Origin of the sequence: Acinetobacter halobius, from assembly GCF_044130335.1 — a bacterium.
Classification (GTDB): domain Bacteria; phylum Pseudomonadota; class Gammaproteobacteria; order Pseudomonadales; family Moraxellaceae; genus Acinetobacter.
In genome coordinates this window covers 103,924-119,755 of sequence record NZ_JBIQOD010000001.1, presented here as the reverse complement: position 1 = coordinate 119,755, position 15,832 = coordinate 103,924, and the positions used below count along the sequence as shown (strand labels likewise).

The following is a 15,832-nucleotide window of genomic DNA, read 5'->3' as shown; positions in this document are numbered from 1 at the left end:
AATTATTTCATCAGTTTTACTCATTAGATATCTTAAAGTAATAATGGTATTGTTAATTATGATTTTACAATTTATATATTGAATTGAGAGCTGCATTTGTCCTTGCGATAGTTGCGATGTTGTTGCAAATAACCGTTTTTATGCAACCTTTACTACCTGAGAAATTTCAATTCTCACTGGTATGCGTAACTATTTCCGATTTAAAAGCTCAGATACAAAATCAAGAACTACAGCATCAACATGTATCACACCATCACGATGTTGATGCTATTAAGTTAGAAACTGCAAAAACCGCACATCATCATCAGTTAGATCATCAATGTATGTTCTGTACTGCATATGGTCATTTGGTCGCAAATTTAGAGATTGATCTAAACCCTATTTTAGATCGTATTCAAATTCGTTTAATGTCTTTTCAGAAAGCATTTAAACATGTCTATTTTGTTCTCCAGCGACTTTTTCTAACGCCTCAGGGGCGTGCACCTCCTTTATTTGCTTAGATTCCAACCTCTTATGTAAATGGAACATGGATGAAATGTTCCAATGGAAACTTATGCTTAAAAGGAATTGAAATGCCTCAATTCAAATTGAACCCTTATTTAAAAGGGAATCATTCTATTTCTTTGGACAGAAACCTGACCGATGAATTTTATGGTGAGTATTCCGGTTACTCCGCGAAGCAAATTTATATTGGTACACCAAGAAGTGTCGAACTTGGCGTCACATTTAAATTTTAAGCACCAGATTTCATAACCCTATATCAGCATATACACATTCAGAGTCACTTATGTCTAAATTTTTATTTCATCCACTGACGTGGAGTATTTTACTTGTTCAACTTTCAACCCACGCTGTGTCGGCCGAAAATGAATCTACTTCAAATCAAATTGTAGTTCAACTGCCGAGTATCACGATGACTGCAGAAAAGCAGGATGAAAGACATAGTTCTTCACAAGCGATTACGCAGTTTAATCATGACTTGTTAGAAGTACCTTTTACTAAATCACATGTATCAGCACAAGATATCCAAAACCATAATGTTCAACGTATCAGTGATGCGCTCTCGTTTGTAAATGGTGTGGTTTATCAAGATAGTTATGGTGGAGGTTTTTGGGACAATTACTCATTTCGCGGATTTAGTACCGATCCGAATATGGGTACGATTTATATGCGTAATGGTTTGAGTTCTGTGAATGGTATCCATACTGCACGAGATATGGTGAACATTCAAGCGATTGATTTCTTGAAAGGCCCAATGGCCGCGATGTATGGGCAAGGTGCCATAGGGGGGATTATGAATATCACCACTAAGCAACCTGAATGGGAGAAAAAAAGTAATTTAAGTCTGAGCGGAAGTACGCTTGAAGAATATCGAGCAGCCTTAGATACCACGGGCGCGATTAATCAGGATCTGGCTTATCGCCTTGGACTAGCCTATGAAAATAATCAAAGCTTCCGTAATCATGTTGATAATCAGCATTATTACATTGCACCACAATTAGCATGGAAAATTTCTGAGCAAACCCAGTTGAATATTGATACTGAATTTTCAGAGTCTAACGGCGTTTTCGATCGTGGCGTACCGATAGTCAATGGAAAACTTCCAGTCAATAAGAAAACCTTTTTAGGTGAGCCAAGCGATGGTGATATTGAGATTAAAGATCAAATGTATCAACTGCGTTTAAACCATGAATTTAATGAGGATTGGAACAATACAACGGCAATCACATATAGTCATGGCGAACGTGCAGGTACTTCAACCGAAATTTCGTCCATTGCATCAGATGGAAGAACAGCAAATCGCTTCCGTCGCTCCCGTCAATTTGGGACAGACACCACAAACTTTCAATCTATCTTAAGAGGTAAGTTTGACACAGGGGTAATTAGGCATGAACTGGTTACCAATGTCGAAGCAGGTCATTATACGATTGATCAACTGCAACGTCGGAGTGCTGTTGGGGCTTCGAGTCAGATTGATATTTATAATCCTGTGTACGGTCAAAATATTTTGCCATTAACCCGAATCACCAAAAATACAAAAGAAACTCAAGATATGTTTGGGTTTAATGTTCAAGATCAAATTTTCTTGAATGATCAATGGAATGTACTGATAGGCGGCCGTTTTAATCGTTTAGAACAACAAATTGATGATCATCGAACTGGAAAGACATCAAAGCAAGCTTTCACACCATTTACTCCACGTGCAGGGATAAATTATCAGCCTACTGAGAAGTTGTCTTTCTACAGTAACTGGGGGAAGGCATTTGAACTGAATACAGGGTTGAATAAGGACAATGAACTGTATGAACCAGAGAAAACAGAAAGTTGGGAAGTGGGTGGTAAATATAAGTTTTTACCGCAAAGTTGGTTTGGTCTAACGTATTTTGATATGGAAAAACAACATCTACTCACTGAAGGCATTACTGATAGCTATGTAGATAGCGGGAGAGTACAAAGCCGTGGTGTTGAGTTAGAACTACAACATCAATTCACGGACAAGCTACGTGTTAATGCTAACTATACCTATACAGATGCTGAAATTGTAGAAAGTGAAGTTGAGGATAAAGGCGCAAGGCTTAAAAATATTCCTAAACATACGGCAAACTTAAGTGCTGACTATCAATTTGACCTTGCAGGACATGATGCTGGTTTGGTTGGCAACATTAATTACTACGGTAAACGCAGTGCAAATTATATTGATAATGGAACCAGTCTTCCTGATTTTACTATCGTTAATATTGGGGGCTATGTACAGCTACGACCAGACCTGCGCGCGCAATTGAATATTGATAATCTCTTTGATCAAAATTACTACGTTGCAAGCTATACAAATTATTGGGTGCAGGTGGGTGAACCGCTCAAAGCAACACTCAGTCTAAATTGGAAATTCTAGTCTGTGGAGTCAGGAGGGGCGGTGGTCATAGGGCGTGACCGCTCCTTCATAGTTGCTAAGAGATATAACTTATGAAAAATACATTATTATGTTCTTTTGTTTTTGCTAGTTTGTGCTTCGGATGTAGTCAATCTGAACCTGACCCTAAATCGGGAGAAGCTTCGACCAAAGCGATAAAAGTAATTGATCCCGAATTACAGAAATGGGTGGGTCAATATAAAGGCATTATACCTTGTGCGGCATGTACTTCTTTCTGTGAAGGGTGCGAAGGTATGACTGTCGATTTGGATATTAAGGAAGAGAAAACATTCAAATTGATTAGGACCAGTAATAGTGGACACAATAAACCCGAAGTACACGAAGGACAATTTGTGTTTACTGATAACGGGAAACTTAAAATTCAGCTCAATGGAGTATCTGAGCGGAATACAGTTTTATGGCAGCAGGACTCTGTGGAAGTTTTGGATACCAAGACTGGTCTACCTTACGAAGCCTATTTAGATTTTGAATTAACGAGGAAAACTTAATGAATAGCTCCCACTTTTATATAAAAAGTAGGAGCTTAAATGGTCTGTTAAGCTTTTTTCTCTTTAACGCCACTAATAAAGATAGCGACTAATGCTACAACTAGACTTAAACCAAATAAAGGCAGTAGTAGCCCAAGAATAATCAATATAGTTCCTAGAGTAAGTCTTTGAAGCGTTTTTGCACTTTTCCACGTACTTAAGAACAAATTTGAAAACTGTATTGTCGTCTGTTTGAGGCTTATTCTTTTGTACCAAGCTAAATATGCATAAAGAATCATTACACATAGTGCTAGTGAGTAAATAATGAGTATCAACTGGTTTATCCAACCAAATAAAATTCCAATGTGGGCATCAACTCCCCAGCGTGTCAATTTAGCTATTAATGGATAGTCATCAAAATAAAGCTGATCAATTACGCTGTGATTTGAAACGTCAATTGCAATGCTATCTGCTTGAGTAGGCCAACTGCGTTGAATCTCAGAAATACTCCATACTTGATCTTTTTCTAAAGGTGGTTTTATTTGTACCTGAGAAGCATCTATTCCATGCTTTCTAGCGAGATCTAAAGCTATGTCGAAATCACCAGAAGTGACTTGTACTGAAGCATGATGATGTACCATTGAATGATCTTCATGGTGCATAACCATTTTTGATGTAGGTTCGGCTTTAATAGATGTTGATAGAACAGGTGTTTGCCAACTTAGCGCTTGGCGAAATATTCGAATATTTTCACCCGCATATTCAGACCACGTTAAGCCAGTAACTGCTACAAAAAGTAGTAATGGGAAAAAGATTAAGCCGATAGTGCTGTGTTTTTGAATATATTTATTATGCTTGATTTGGTTCTTCTTGGATGCTTTTCGGCGTTTATACCATTGGTAAAAGCCAGTAAATATCAAGACAGCTAACCAACTTGCTGCGAGTTCACTATAAAATCTTCCCAAACTTCCTAGCAATAAATCTCGATGTAGGTGATCTAGTTTAGTTCTAAAAGGAAGTAAGCCACTTGTGCCATATACAGCTAACTGACCTTTTACTTCAAGTGTGTATGGGTCAATGAAGATGGCTTCATTTTGCAACCCTAATTCATGATCTGAAAAGATAATCCTTGTCGTCTGATTTACTGCTGGTGAAGGACGTACTTCAGTTATTTGTGATGTAGGGGGTAATATCTGTTTAGCTTTTTCAATTTGCAGGCTAAGAAGTTGTTCTTTTGAATTACTTTGCTTGATGTATAGAACATCTTTATAAATACTTTTTTCAATTTGTGGGGTAGCAGCATAAAAAAAACCAGTTAGGGCAGCTATAAAGATAAACGGGGCAATAAAAACACCAGCATACAGGTGTAGTAAACGGAAAAGTGTTGGCCAGAAATTGAAGTTCAAATTTATTCCTTAAAGTTGCTGTTCAACAGTTATAAGTTTAATAATCTTACTTGATGTTTATATATAGATAAATATTGGTCGGCTCTTGGTATATTTAAAATAAAAGTAGTTGTTTGCGATCATTTAGATGGATAGTTACTTTTAGTATTAAATTTTAAATATGGAATTTCATATATATGTTTATTCGTATATAAATATATGCAAAGATTCTGTTGAATTTGAGCAAATGACTGCTACTCCAAAAGTGAAGATCTATCACAACCCTGAATGCGGTACATCACGTAATACATTGGCGTTAATCCGTAATGCCAATATTGAACCTGAAGTGATTGAGTACCTTGAAACACCTCCCTCTAAAAATGAATTGATTCAAATGATTGCGGATGCGGGTTTAACGGTGAGAGATGCGATCCGTAAAAATGTTGCTCCATATACAGATTTAGGAATTGATCAAGAGGATTGGAGTGAAGATCAATTGCTTCACTTTATGCTTCAGCATCCAATTTTGATTAACCGTCCATTTGTGGTGACTGAATTAGGAACTCGTTTAAGTCGTCCGTCAGAACTGGTTTTAGAAATTCTGCCACTCCCACAAAAAGGTACTTTTACTAAAGAAGACGGTGAACAAGTACTGGATGCAAATGGGCAGCGATTGAAATAAAAATTTCATGGATATATGTGAATATTGATATATCCATATGTTTGAGTGAGTAAAAATATGGATCAAATCAATTTCTTTAAATGTTTGGCTGATGAAACGCGATTTAACATCGTCATGTTGGTTCTTGGAAATAATGAACAGTGTGTTTGCGACTTGACTGAAAAGCTAGAGTTGAGCCAACCCAAGATTTCACGGCATTTAGCCTTACTGCGCTCTTCTGGTCTTTTACAAGATCGACGCCAAGGGCAATGGGTCTATTACAGTCTCAATCCCAATTTACCCATTTGGTGCGTAGACGTACTTAACACCCTTAAAAATGCTGATTTACAGCCAAAAGCTGCTCCATCATTTCAACAAATCAATAGTTATTGCGAGTAGAACAAGATGAAATTCCTTTTTTTGTGTACTGGAAATAGTTGCCGTAGCATCCTGTCAGAAGTGCTGTTTAATAGTCGTGCCCCAGAGGGTTGGAAAGCATACAGTGCAGGTAGTAAGCCATCAGGGCAAGTACATCCATTGACCATTGAAACATTAGAAAACCTAGGTCTTTCAACAGATGGTTTGTGGAGTAAAACCATTGATGAATGTGAACAATATCAACCTGACGTGGTGATTACGGTTTGTGATTCGGCAGCGCAAGAAGCGTGTCCACTGTATTTAGGCGGAGCAATCAAGGCACATTGGGGCTTGGCTGATCCTTCGCATTTAGACTTGCCGAAAGAAGAGAAGCTCAAAGCATTCCAAGTGACTGTAGACCATATCAATCGTCGTTTAGATGCATTGTTGGCACTGGATACAGCGCATATGTCTCGTCCTGAATTGATTGCTGCAATCAATCACATCTCAGATATTGAATGAGAACATCATGGCTCAACAAAGACTGTCATTTTTAGATCGTAACCTCACGCTATGGATTTTCATTGCGATGGGGTTGGGAATTGCGATCGGTGTGTTCTTTCCACAAGCCTCAGTGGCATTGGATAAAATGAGTGTGGATTCCGTCAATATTCCAATTGCGATTGGTTTGATTTTGATGATGTATCCACCTTTGGCAAAAGTGGATTATGCAGCGCTACCACAAGTGTTTAAAGACAAAAAAACCTTAACTCTGTCTTTGGTACAGAACTGGGTGATAGCACCAGTATTGATGTTTGCATTAGCTATTATTTTTCTACATAGCTATCCAGAATATATGACAGGCTTAATCCTGATAGGACTAGCGCGTTGTATTGCGATGGTCTTGGTGTGGAATGGTTTGGCCTGTGGGGATAACCAATATGTTGCTGCATTGGTGGCTTTTAACAGTATCTTCCAAATTTTATTCTTTAGTACCTATGCTTGGTTGTTCTTGACCTTCTTACCACCGTATTTTGGTGTTGCAGGGCAAGTGATCAATGTCGATTTCTGGACGATTACCCATGCAGTATTAGTATATTTGGGAATTCCATTTTTCCTTGGCTTTATGACGCGATTCACTCTAGTGAAAGCTAAAGGTTTGGTTTGGTATCAAAACGTCTTCTTACCGAAGATCAGTCTACTAAGTTTGTTGGCGTTATTGTTCACGATTGTGGCGATGTTTAGCCTCAAAGGGAACGATGTGGTGAGCTTACCGATGGATGTCTTGCGTATTGCTATTCCATTGACGATTTACTTTATCGTGATGTTCTTCATCAGCTTCTTTATGAGCAAGTGGATGGGGAATGACTATCCTAAAACCACAGCAATTTCTTTTACTGCTGCGGGAAATAACTTTGAATTGGCACTTGCTGTAGCGATTGCAACTTTTGGTTTAGCTTCACCTGTGGCGTTTACTACTGTAATTGGTCCACTGGTTGAAGTCCCAGTATTGATTGCTTTGGTGAGCGTGTCTTTGTGGCTTAGAAAAAAGTTTTTTAAAGCAGAGGTGTAATTTCTATGACTCTCCCAAATGTAGATATGAATCTTCTCGATCAACCGACTTTAGAAAAGGTACAGGCTAAAGCGCTAGATCATCCACCGCGTATTTTGCTGCTGTATGGTTCTAACCGTGAGCGCTCATACAGCCGATTGGCGGTGATGGAAGCAGGGCGTATCTTGGAGCAGTTTGGCGCTGAAGTAAAAATCTTTCATCCTAAAGGTTTACCTTTACCTGAAGATGCGGATATGGAACATCCAAAAGCCAAAGAACTACATGAACTTTTGGCATGGTCGGAGGGCATGGTGTGGTGTTCGCCTGAACGTCATGGCTCAATGAGTTCAATTTTTAAATCGCAAATTGACTGGATACCTCTAGCAGGTGGTGCGATTCGTGCAACACAAGGCAAGACTTTGGCCCTGATGCAGGTAAGTGGTGGTTCGCAGTCCTTTAACAGTGTTAATCAAATGCGTATTCTAGGCCGTTGGATGCGCATGATCACCATTCCAAACCAATCCTCTATTCCTAAAGCTTTTTTAGAGTTTGAAGAGGATGGACGTATGAAGCCTTCAGCTTTTTATGATCGAATTGTTGATGTCATGGAGGAGCTGTATAAATTCACGCTACTGACGCGTGGGCAAAGTCAGTACCTCACAGACCGTTATTCAGAGCGAAAAGAGTCGGCAGCAGAATTATCTAAGCGTGTCAATCAACGTAGTCTATAGGATTAACTGAAAATAAATATGAGCACTGTATTCTAAGCTAACTATAGAATAGGGGCTTAGGAAGTTAAAGAGGGTTGTTATGGAGTAGTTTAAGAAAATCGAGGTATAAATGACCATTTCCTCTACTTCTAAGTCCTTATGGATATTCTACTTATAGAGGCAACTAAGATTTAAAAGGGCTAGTTTAACTAGCCCTTTTATTTGTGCTGAGCCCGTAAACCAGAGAAAAATCACAAAAAATTCATGATCGTATTATTATGCTTTTAGTTGAATTAAAGTTGACTCAAGTTATGTAAATGAGTTGATAGAACTTATTGAAGCTTCATAGTAATTAAAAATGAGAATGGCATGAATCAATTTTCTGAAGAAGACTTATCCAGAATTATCGAAATGGCCTGGGAGGATCGAACCCCATTTGAAGCCATTCAATGTGAGTTTGGTTTGAATGAAGCGGCGGTGATACGCTTGATGCGGCAAAATATGAAACCCAGTAGCTTTAAAATGTGGCGTGCACGTGTGACAGGCCGAAAAACCAAGCATCTGCAGCTGCGTTTACCTGATGTGATACGGGCCTATTGTTCACGCCAATACAAGCGTTTCTAAGTGTTTGATTTTGATTACCGTCTAGACTCACGTTTACATCGTTCAGAACAATATTGTAATTCCTCCCAGCAGCGGTGCCATTTCTTGCGCCAAGTAAAAGGGCGCAAACAGTGGATACAGATTTTTTCAGGGAGATGCTGTTTTTTCATCGTTTATAACTCATTGATCTGGCTAAGAAGTTGCTGGGCATGGCTGATAATCTGCTGCCGATCTTTAAGTTTATCTAGCTGTCGATAGATCATGCCCATACGTGGATGAGTACGAAATTTCGCCTCATTCCGGATCATGAAATACCAGTACAGGCTATTGAACGGACAGCTATCCAGTTCAGTGCGAGTTTTGACATTGTAGCTACAGTGCTTACAGTAATCGGACATCTTATGGATGTAATTGCCTGAGGCGGCATAGGGTTTGCTGGCCATCAAGCCGCCATCGGCATGCATGACCATGCCCAGTGTGTTCGGTAGTTCTACCCATTCATAGGCATCGGCATAGACTGCCAGATACCACTCGCTGATCTGCTGAGGGTCTATACCAGTTAATAAGGCAAAATTGCCAGTCACCATCAAACGCTGGATATGATGTGCATAGGCATGCTGAAAAGTATTACGGAAACACCCAGCCATACAGTTCATCCGAGTACGGCCAGTCCAATAAAATTGTGGCAATAGTGCTGAGTGCTGCAGTGTATTGCGGCTGGCATATTCTGGCATGTACAGCCAGTAAATTCCGCGAACATATTCGCGCCAGCCGAGAATCTGTCGGATAAAACCTTCCACTGCATTCAGTGGTGCATGACCGGCATGGTATGCAGCTTCTGCCGCATCACAGACTTCTTTAGGTAGTAGCAGACCACAGTTCAGATAAGGTGAGAGCAGGCTGTGAAACAGCGTGTCTGCACCCTGCGCCATAGCATCCTGATAATCACCAAAATAAGGCAAACTGTGGGTAATGAAATGCTCCAGTGCAAGCAGAGCATTGCTACGTGTGGTGGCCCAGCGGAAGTTGTTAAGGCTGCCAGAGTGACGGGAAAATTCACGTTCAACCAATTCAAGCACATCCAGATCAATCTGATCGTGTTCAAAGTGAAGTGGTGCAGGCAAAGGGGGATTGCCAGCCCAGGCCTTGCGATTGGCGCTGTCATAGTTCCACTGTTCTCCAAGCGGCTGTTGCCCCTGCATTAAGTAACCGGTCTGCTTGCGCATTTCCCGGTAAAAATATTCCATACGCAGTGTCTGGTAGTGGCTGGCCCAGTGTTGGAACTGCTCCAGACTACAGAAAAAACGTTCATCATTCAGGCACATTACTGGCAGTTGCAGCAGCTGGCTCCAATACTGTTCAATCTGCTGCTGTAAACGATATTCCCCGCAGTGCGTAATGACCAGTTCTGTGACTGGTAAGAGTTGTTGCTGTGACTCTACGAAATCCAGCAGGCTACGAATCGGACTATCAGATTGAAAAGCATGGTAACGTACACGCCAGCCTTCTGCTTTGAGTTCTTTGGCAAAATGACGCATGGCGCTAAAAATCAGGGCAATTTTCTGCGGATGATGGGTGACATAAGTAGCTTCCTCAACAACTTCGGCCATCAGGATCACATCCTGGGTACGATCCAGCGATTTGAGCGTAGTAAGCTGATGATGAAGCTGGTCACCCAGAATTAAACCAAAACGCATAGCCATTCCCGACCCTATGAAAGATAGTGCAGTGTAAGTCAAGACAGTTCAATTTTTTGTGAAAATAAAGATCATCCTGCATGTTGAATCAATCCAACTCGACCAGATGATCCGCTGACATCGCACAGAAATCATGAGTACTGCTATAACAAAATATTCATCCCTACAATGCTAAAGCCAGTTGATGAAACTCGCTTCACATGATTTCTTAATACATGAGTAGTGTGAAAATTATGTGATTTTAATCAAAAAGATAAAAATTATTATGGTTGTAATTCAAGTAGCTCACGCCTAGTATCTGGCTTGAAGTTACTCCATGTGAGCTTCCTTAGTTTTGTCCCATATACCCCTCTGTATGGGATTTTTTTAATCAGGGAATTGTCATGAGCATGCATTCAAAAGCTTATATTTTTAGACAGCAGCAATTACTAGTGGATGAGCATTTTCAGTTGCCGCAGGTAGAAAGACTGCAGCACGACCTAAACCTGTCGGAAAATTGCGAGATCATTGCTCGTGACCTGGAAGAAGACGAACCGGTGCCAGAAGGTTATCAACTGGTTCCAATCCAGCAACTGGTGCAAGTCTGGAGCAGATCGCAGTTTGAACAGGCAAGCCGTGCGGTACAGTTACTGGAATGGCGCCGTAACCACAGCTTTTGCAGTAAATGTGGTCATGCCACCCAGCAGCACGCCAGTCAGTATGCTATGGTCTGCCCATCTTGTGGTTATAACCAATATCCGCGTGTGAATCCTTGCGTGATTACCATCATTACCCGAGGTACAGATGAAATTCTGCTGGCGAAAAATGCCCGCAACAAAACCCAGATGTACAGTTTGATTGCTGGATTTGTTGAAGTCGGGGAAACCTTGGAAGACGCTGTACGCCGTGAGACGCTAGAAGAGGTCGGGCTTCAGATTAAAAATATTCAATATCTGGCCAGTCAGCCGTGGCCGTTTCCCAGCAATCTGATGATGGCCTTCAAGGCGGAATATCACGCAGGGGATATTCAGATTCAGGAAAATGAACTGAGTGATGCACAATTTTTCAAGTTTGATCAATTGCCCAAAATTCCGTTCAAGGGCAGTATCGCCCATGCAATGATTCAGCATGTGAGGCATGGAACACCTGTGGCAGATGATACCCAAGCGTGGCTTTGAAATTTTAAAAAGAGCAGGGTTTGAAAGTTTAGATGAAAATTTCTGGCTGAAATAAGAACGGAAATCTAGCTCATCTAGAAAAGGAACTCTCTCAGTATTTGCCATGGACTTTGCCCGTTTTCACCCTATATGCTGAAATAAAGAGCTAGGCAATGATGGTGCTGCATGGTTTTTAGTACGGTGTCATCGGCTCGATCATATGAATGCGCTGTATTTTACAGACCACTATAAACAGACACCATCCTGAATAGGCAGGGAATATTTAGATATACCTTGAATAACAGCAGGAAAGAGAAACCATTACATGGCTTCATCATTCAGAAGTTTTTTATTTAAATCACTTTATGATTTAACTTAAATAATTGATTCATAGATATATAAAATGTACGACCATCTAAATTTAAATCGACTTCAACGCCAGATTCTAGACGTACTTTTTTACCAACTTCAATCGCTTTAAACCCTTCACGTGTATTTTGCATTTTATTTAAGGGGATTAACGAGACAATAATTTCAGTACCATTTGTAGATTTTGCCACTAATTTATTAATTTTTAACAATGTGTATCCTGTTTTTTATGATTTTTTCGAAGAATATGATTAACAACTTTTTAATTAAAAAAGTACAGCGTCGTACTTTTTTAATTCATCTAATTACTTAGATCGCCGTAATATTAACTGCATTTGGGCCTTTTTGACCTTGAGCGATGCTGAATTCAACTTGTTGACCTTCAAATAAGGTTTTAAAACCTGAACTGGCAATTTCACTGAAGTGGGCAAAAACGTCTGGGCCAGATTCTTGTTGAATAAAACCAAAACCTTTAGTTTCATTGAACCACTTAACCGTACCTTTAACAACATTTGAGTTTGACATAATAAATCCTACTGATTTTTTAATAATTTTAGCCATTTGATTGACTGCTTATAACTTGGAAAATAATAATGAATGAGACTTAAAATCTAAAAAAACGAAGGATTATGAATAAAACGACGATACTTAACAGAGATTGAATGAAACAAGATTTTTTCTAGTTACGCTCACTATACCTTAAAAATAAAATTAATCAAGTTTTTTTTATATGTATATTTAATTATCTTATAAAAGATGACTGGATCGGGAAGGAATCTGTTGATCTGGTTGACTTTTTTTTAAACAAGGCTATCGACAGCACTGATACATTGAAACAGAAAAAACCAATTTACCGCTTTAAAAGGGGATCCAAGAAAAAATGATTTTCCCCATTTTCTCAGGCGGTAAGATTGAAATTTCGCCTACATTCATCCTGCATTTAATCTTCACACTTTGTTCACATCGACTTGGGTTATCTTAATCTTGCAATCAAACAAGGCTTAAAAATGAAAATGCTATTCAAGTCACTTTTTGCTGCTACATCGCTGGTCACCATTAGTTTAAGTATGACCACCCGAGCAGAAATGGTGAGGCCTCAGGCAGTAAATCAGGTGGACATTCAGAAGTATGGGGGTAAATGGTATGAAATTTCTCATTTACCGATGTATTTTCAGCGTAAATGTATAGCTAATATCACGGCACAATATAGCGTCAATGCCGATCAAACTATTGGGGTATTGAATAGCTGCCGAACTGCCAATGATGAGATGGTAAGTTCTGAAGGAGTTGCATATCCGCAAAATAGGGGGAATAGCAAATTAAAGGTCAGCTTTTTGCCTAAAGGTTTAAGATGGATACCCTTTACTAAAGGTCATTACTGGGTACTACGAGTAGACCCGGAATATAAAGTGGCACTGGTGGGTGGCCCAAGTAATAAATACCTATGGATTTTGTCACGTGAACCGCAACTAGATGAAGCAACTTATCAGTCATATATAAACACTGCGAAAGATTATGGCTATGACGTGACAAAACTTATCAAATTGCCACATTAATCTGCTAACCTTTTGCCGAACTGATAAATCTCTCAACAGTTCGGTTTTTTTATTTACTTCACATAAAATTCATACCTGACTGATTACACTCATCAAATAGAATAAATACAATCGCTCGAAAGTAGGATGAGTCCATGTTGAAAACTCTGATGCGATGGATAGACAGCTGGTCCACACCCACAGCGCCCAAAACACTGACAGCTGAAAACAGCAAGATTCAGTGGCAGCGGATTTTACCCTTTATTCTGTTGCATCTGGCTTGTCTAGCGGTGTTCTGGGTGGGAGTGTCGTGGTTTGCAGTGGGCTTTATGTTGCTGTTCTACCTGATTCGTATGTTTTCCATTACGGCTTTTTTTCATCGCTATTTATCGCATAAAACCTTTCAGACCTCGCGTCCAGTGCAGTTCCTATTTGTATTACTAGGCACCATGAGTGCACAGCGTGGCCCCTTATGGTGGGCAGCCCATCATCGTTATCACCACCGCTATACAGATTCTTCACAAGACCCGCATTCATCTACCCACGGTTTTTGGTATAGCCATGTGGGTTGGTTTCTGAATGAATATAACTTTGCCACGCGTAAAGAAGTCATCAAAGACTGGCTGAAATATCCGGAATTAATCTGGCTAGACCGGTTTAGTCTAATTGTGGTGCTGTTGACAGCGGGTGGAATTTATGTGCTAGGAGAATGGCTGGCAATAGCTTGGCCGCAACTGGGGACTTCCGGCTTGCAATTACTAGTCTGGGGATTTGTGGTGTCCACTGTATTGCTGATCCATGCAACCTTATGTATCAATTCACTGGCGCATCATTACGGTAGCCGTGATTTTGACACTGATGATCAAAGCCGTAACAATTTATTCTTGTCTATCATTACTTTGGGCGAAGGCTGGCACAACAATCACCATTATTATGCAGGCAGTACCCGACAGGGCTTTTACTGGTGGCAGATTGATGTGACCTATTACCTCCTAAAAATTATGTCTTGGCTCGGGATAGTCTGGGGCTTAAAGCCAATTCCAAAACGGGTCTATGACGTCAGTAAAATTGCTCAACTTAGAAAACAGAAAAAACTCACCACGACGGGCGCTCACACGATTCAATCGAAGGAATTACAATGAAAATCGCGATTATTGGTTCAGGTATTTCCGGTTTGTATGCGGCCTGGAAATTAAGCAAAGCACATGAGGTCACGGTCTTTGAAAAAAATAATTACTTTGGTGGCCATACCGATACCCATCAGTTGAATATAGATAGCGAACGGGTCGCAGTGGACAGTGGCTTTATTGTATTTAATGAGTATAACTATCCACTGTTCTGTGCAATGCTCAAAGAACTCGGGATTCAATCGCAAAGCAGTGACATGGGCTTTTCGGTCAACAATCAAGTCACTGGCTTGCAGTACAATCCTTCAAAAAAATTCTCGCTGTTGTTCCGACCACAAAACTTCTTTAACGCTGACTTTCGCGTGATGTTGTCGGATCTGTTCCGTTTCTATGCGGCGAATAAAGATATTGATATTGAACAGGTCGATGCACAGCTCAGTATTGATTCATATCTCAATCGACATGACTATTCCGAAGCCTTTCGTCAGGAACATCTCTATCCGATGTGCGGGGCGCTATGGTCCTGTCCAGTAGAGCAAGTTGGACAGATTCCGTATAAATTTGTGGTGAGCTTTTTTCAGCACCATCGTATGTTGCAGCTGAAAGAGCGACCTTCGTGGCTTACGGTCAAGGGTGGATCAGCTGGTTATGTTCGTGCCATTCAGGCCCAATCGAATATGACTTTCCGCAGGACAGGTGTGCTTCATGTATCCCGTAGTGCCAATGATGTAGTGATTGAAACTGGACAGGGCAGTGAACGTTTTGACTGGGTCATTTTTGCCAGCCATGCTGATGATAGCTTGAATTTACTTACAGACCCGTCAGCGCAAGAGCGGGAAGTACTTGGCAAGTTTCGTTATCAGGATAACCATATGGTGGTGCATTCCGATACTCATATCATGCCCAAATCCAGACGCCAATGGGCCAGCTGGCATGTACATGTGACACCTAGTCGTGCAAACGAATCAACTCCATTCCAGCATAGTGGCATGCATTATGGTTTCAGTTACTGGATGAACCAGTTGCAAAACCTGAATTGTAAAACCCAAATCTTTGCCACACTCAATCCTAACTTTAACCTCGATCCGAAAAAAATATGGGTAGAACGATATTACCGTCATCCAGTATTTGATGCTGCCGCGATTGAGGCACAACAACGTTGGGCTGAGGTTAATGGTCAGAACCGGACGTCATACTGTGGTGCCTACTGGGGCTGGGGCTTTCATGAAGATGGGGCGCGTAGTGCTTCATGGGTTGTAAATCAGTTGCTGCAACACACTGAGCAAGTGGCTTAGGAGTAC

The 15,832-nt window shown here is 40.4% G+C and carries 18 protein-coding genes; 13 read left to right on the top strand and 5 right to left on the bottom strand.

Translation table 11 applies throughout. The features are described from left to right. The first annotated feature begins 116 nt into the window (after nucleotides 1–116). The 3 genes from ACE01U_RS00565 to ACE01U_RS00555 all read left to right on the top strand — a co-directional run bounded on the left by ACE01U_RS00565 (nucleotide 117) and on the right by ACE01U_RS00555 (nucleotide 3,420). Nucleotides 117–500 (top strand): DUF2946 family protein, encoded by a 384-nt coding sequence (locus ACE01U_RS00565; protein WP_058952316.1) that lies wholly within the window; start codon nucleotides 117–119, stop codon nucleotides 498–500. 287 nt (nucleotides 501–787) lie between these two features. Next, nucleotides 788–2,893, top strand: coding sequence for a TonB-dependent receptor (locus tag ACE01U_RS00560; RefSeq protein WP_395553029.1), 2,106 nt, complete (start codon nucleotides 788–790; stop codon nucleotides 2,891–2,893). Nucleotides 2,894–2,964: 71 nt separating this feature from the next. Next, nucleotides 2,965–3,420, top strand: coding sequence for a copper resistance protein NlpE N-terminal domain-containing protein (locus tag ACE01U_RS00555; protein WP_395553028.1), 456 nt, complete (start codon nucleotides 2,965–2,967; stop codon nucleotides 3,418–3,420). Nucleotides 3,421–3,467: 47 nt separating this feature from the next. Here the strand turns inward: ACE01U_RS00555 and ACE01U_RS00550 are convergent, their stop codons facing one another. Further along, nucleotides 3,468–4,811: a PepSY-associated TM helix domain-containing protein gene (locus ACE01U_RS00550; RefSeq protein ID WP_395553174.1), complete on the bottom strand. Its 1,344-nt coding sequence runs from the start codon at nucleotides 4,809–4,811 to the stop codon at nucleotides 3,468–3,470. Between the two features lie 220 nt (nucleotides 4,812–5,031). Between ACE01U_RS00550 and arsC the strand changes: the two genes are divergently transcribed. The 6 genes from arsC (at nucleotide 5,032) to ACE01U_RS00520 (ending at nucleotide 8,688) form a co-directional block, all read left to right on the top strand. Then, nucleotides 5,032–5,466: an arsenate reductase (glutaredoxin) gene (arsC, locus tag ACE01U_RS00545; RefSeq protein ID WP_395553027.1), complete on the top strand. Its 435-nt coding sequence runs from the start codon at nucleotides 5,032–5,034 to the stop codon at nucleotides 5,464–5,466. 57 nt (nucleotides 5,467–5,523) lie between these two features. Then, nucleotides 5,524–5,844, top strand: coding sequence for a metalloregulator ArsR/SmtB family transcription factor (locus ACE01U_RS00540; protein WP_086209440.1), 321 nt, complete (start codon nucleotides 5,524–5,526; stop codon nucleotides 5,842–5,844). A gap of 6 nt (nucleotides 5,845–5,850) precedes the next feature. Beyond that, the gene (locus ACE01U_RS00535) at nucleotides 5,851–6,324 is read left to right on the top strand and encodes an arsenate reductase ArsC (RefSeq protein WP_086209439.1); all 474 of its coding nucleotides are present in this window, start codon (nucleotides 5,851–5,853) and stop codon (nucleotides 6,322–6,324) included. Nucleotides 6,325–6,331: 7 nt separating this feature from the next. Beyond that, nucleotides 6,332–7,375 carry an ACR3 family arsenite efflux transporter gene (arsB, locus tag ACE01U_RS00530; protein WP_395553026.1) on the top strand — a complete coding sequence of 348 codons (1,044 nt, stop codon included), beginning with the start codon at nucleotides 6,332–6,334 and terminating at the stop codon, nucleotides 7,373–7,375. A gap of 5 nt (nucleotides 7,376–7,380) precedes the next feature. Then, nucleotides 7,381–8,085 carry an arsenical resistance protein ArsH gene (gene arsH / locus ACE01U_RS00525; protein ID WP_086209437.1) on the top strand — a complete coding sequence of 235 codons (705 nt, stop codon included), beginning with the start codon at nucleotides 7,381–7,383 and terminating at the stop codon, nucleotides 8,083–8,085. Between the two features lie 348 nt (nucleotides 8,086–8,433). Then, a complete protein-coding gene (locus tag ACE01U_RS00520; RefSeq protein WP_058952279.1) occupies nucleotides 8,434–8,688 on the top strand; it encodes a TIGR03643 family protein in 255 nt (84 codons plus the stop codon). A 14-nt stretch (nucleotides 8,689–8,702) separates the two neighbouring features. Here ACE01U_RS00520 and ACE01U_RS00515 read toward each other — a convergent pair whose 3' ends face one another. Together ACE01U_RS00515 and ACE01U_RS00510 are read right to left on the bottom strand one after the other, a co-directional pair. Further along, the gene (locus ACE01U_RS00515) at nucleotides 8,703–8,837 is read right to left on the bottom strand and encodes a DUF2256 domain-containing protein (RefSeq protein ID WP_086209436.1); all 135 of its coding nucleotides are present in this window, start codon (nucleotides 8,835–8,837) and stop codon (nucleotides 8,703–8,705) included. A 3-nt stretch (nucleotides 8,838–8,840) separates the two neighbouring features. Continuing rightward, nucleotides 8,841–10,364: a cryptochrome/photolyase family protein gene (locus ACE01U_RS00510; protein WP_395553173.1), complete on the bottom strand. Its 1,524-nt coding sequence runs from the start codon at nucleotides 10,362–10,364 to the stop codon at nucleotides 8,841–8,843. Nucleotides 10,365–10,747: 383 nt separating this feature from the next. On the opposite strand from ACE01U_RS00510, the gene nudC reads away from it, so the two are divergent. Beyond that, nucleotides 10,748–11,521, top strand: a complete 774-nt coding sequence (nudC, locus tag ACE01U_RS00505) for an NAD(+) diphosphatase (protein ID WP_395553025.1) — start codon at nucleotides 10,748–10,750, stop codon at nucleotides 11,519–11,521. A gap of 332 nt (nucleotides 11,522–11,853) precedes the next feature. On the opposite strand, the gene ACE01U_RS00500 is transcribed toward nudC, so the two are convergent. Beyond that, nucleotides 11,854–12,081 (bottom strand): hypothetical protein, encoded by a 228-nt coding sequence (locus ACE01U_RS00500; protein WP_395553024.1) that lies wholly within the window; start codon nucleotides 12,079–12,081, stop codon nucleotides 11,854–11,856. Between the two features lie 97 nt (nucleotides 12,082–12,178). Further along, complete coding sequence (locus ACE01U_RS00495; protein ID WP_131262839.1) at nucleotides 12,179–12,394, bottom strand: cold-shock protein; 216 nt, start codon at nucleotides 12,392–12,394, stop codon at nucleotides 12,179–12,181. A 482-nt stretch (nucleotides 12,395–12,876) separates the two neighbouring features. On the opposite strand from ACE01U_RS00495, the gene ACE01U_RS00490 reads away from it, so the two are divergent. From ACE01U_RS00490 to ACE01U_RS00480, 3 genes are all read left to right on the top strand, one after another. Next, nucleotides 12,877–13,425 (top strand): lipocalin family protein, encoded by a 549-nt coding sequence (locus ACE01U_RS00490; protein WP_395553023.1) that lies wholly within the window; start codon nucleotides 12,877–12,879, stop codon nucleotides 13,423–13,425. 134 nt (nucleotides 13,426–13,559) lie between these two features. After that, a complete protein-coding gene (locus ACE01U_RS00485; protein WP_395553022.1) occupies nucleotides 13,560–14,546 on the top strand; it encodes an acyl-CoA desaturase in 987 nt (328 codons plus the stop codon). After that, nucleotides 14,543–15,826 carry an NAD(P)/FAD-dependent oxidoreductase gene (locus ACE01U_RS00480; protein WP_395553021.1) on the top strand — a complete coding sequence of 428 codons (1,284 nt, stop codon included), beginning with the start codon at nucleotides 14,543–14,545 and terminating at the stop codon, nucleotides 15,824–15,826. Before ACE01U_RS00485 ends, ACE01U_RS00480 begins: the two co-directional genes overlap by 4 nt. The last annotated feature ends 6 nt before the right edge of the window (nucleotides 15,827–15,832 follow it).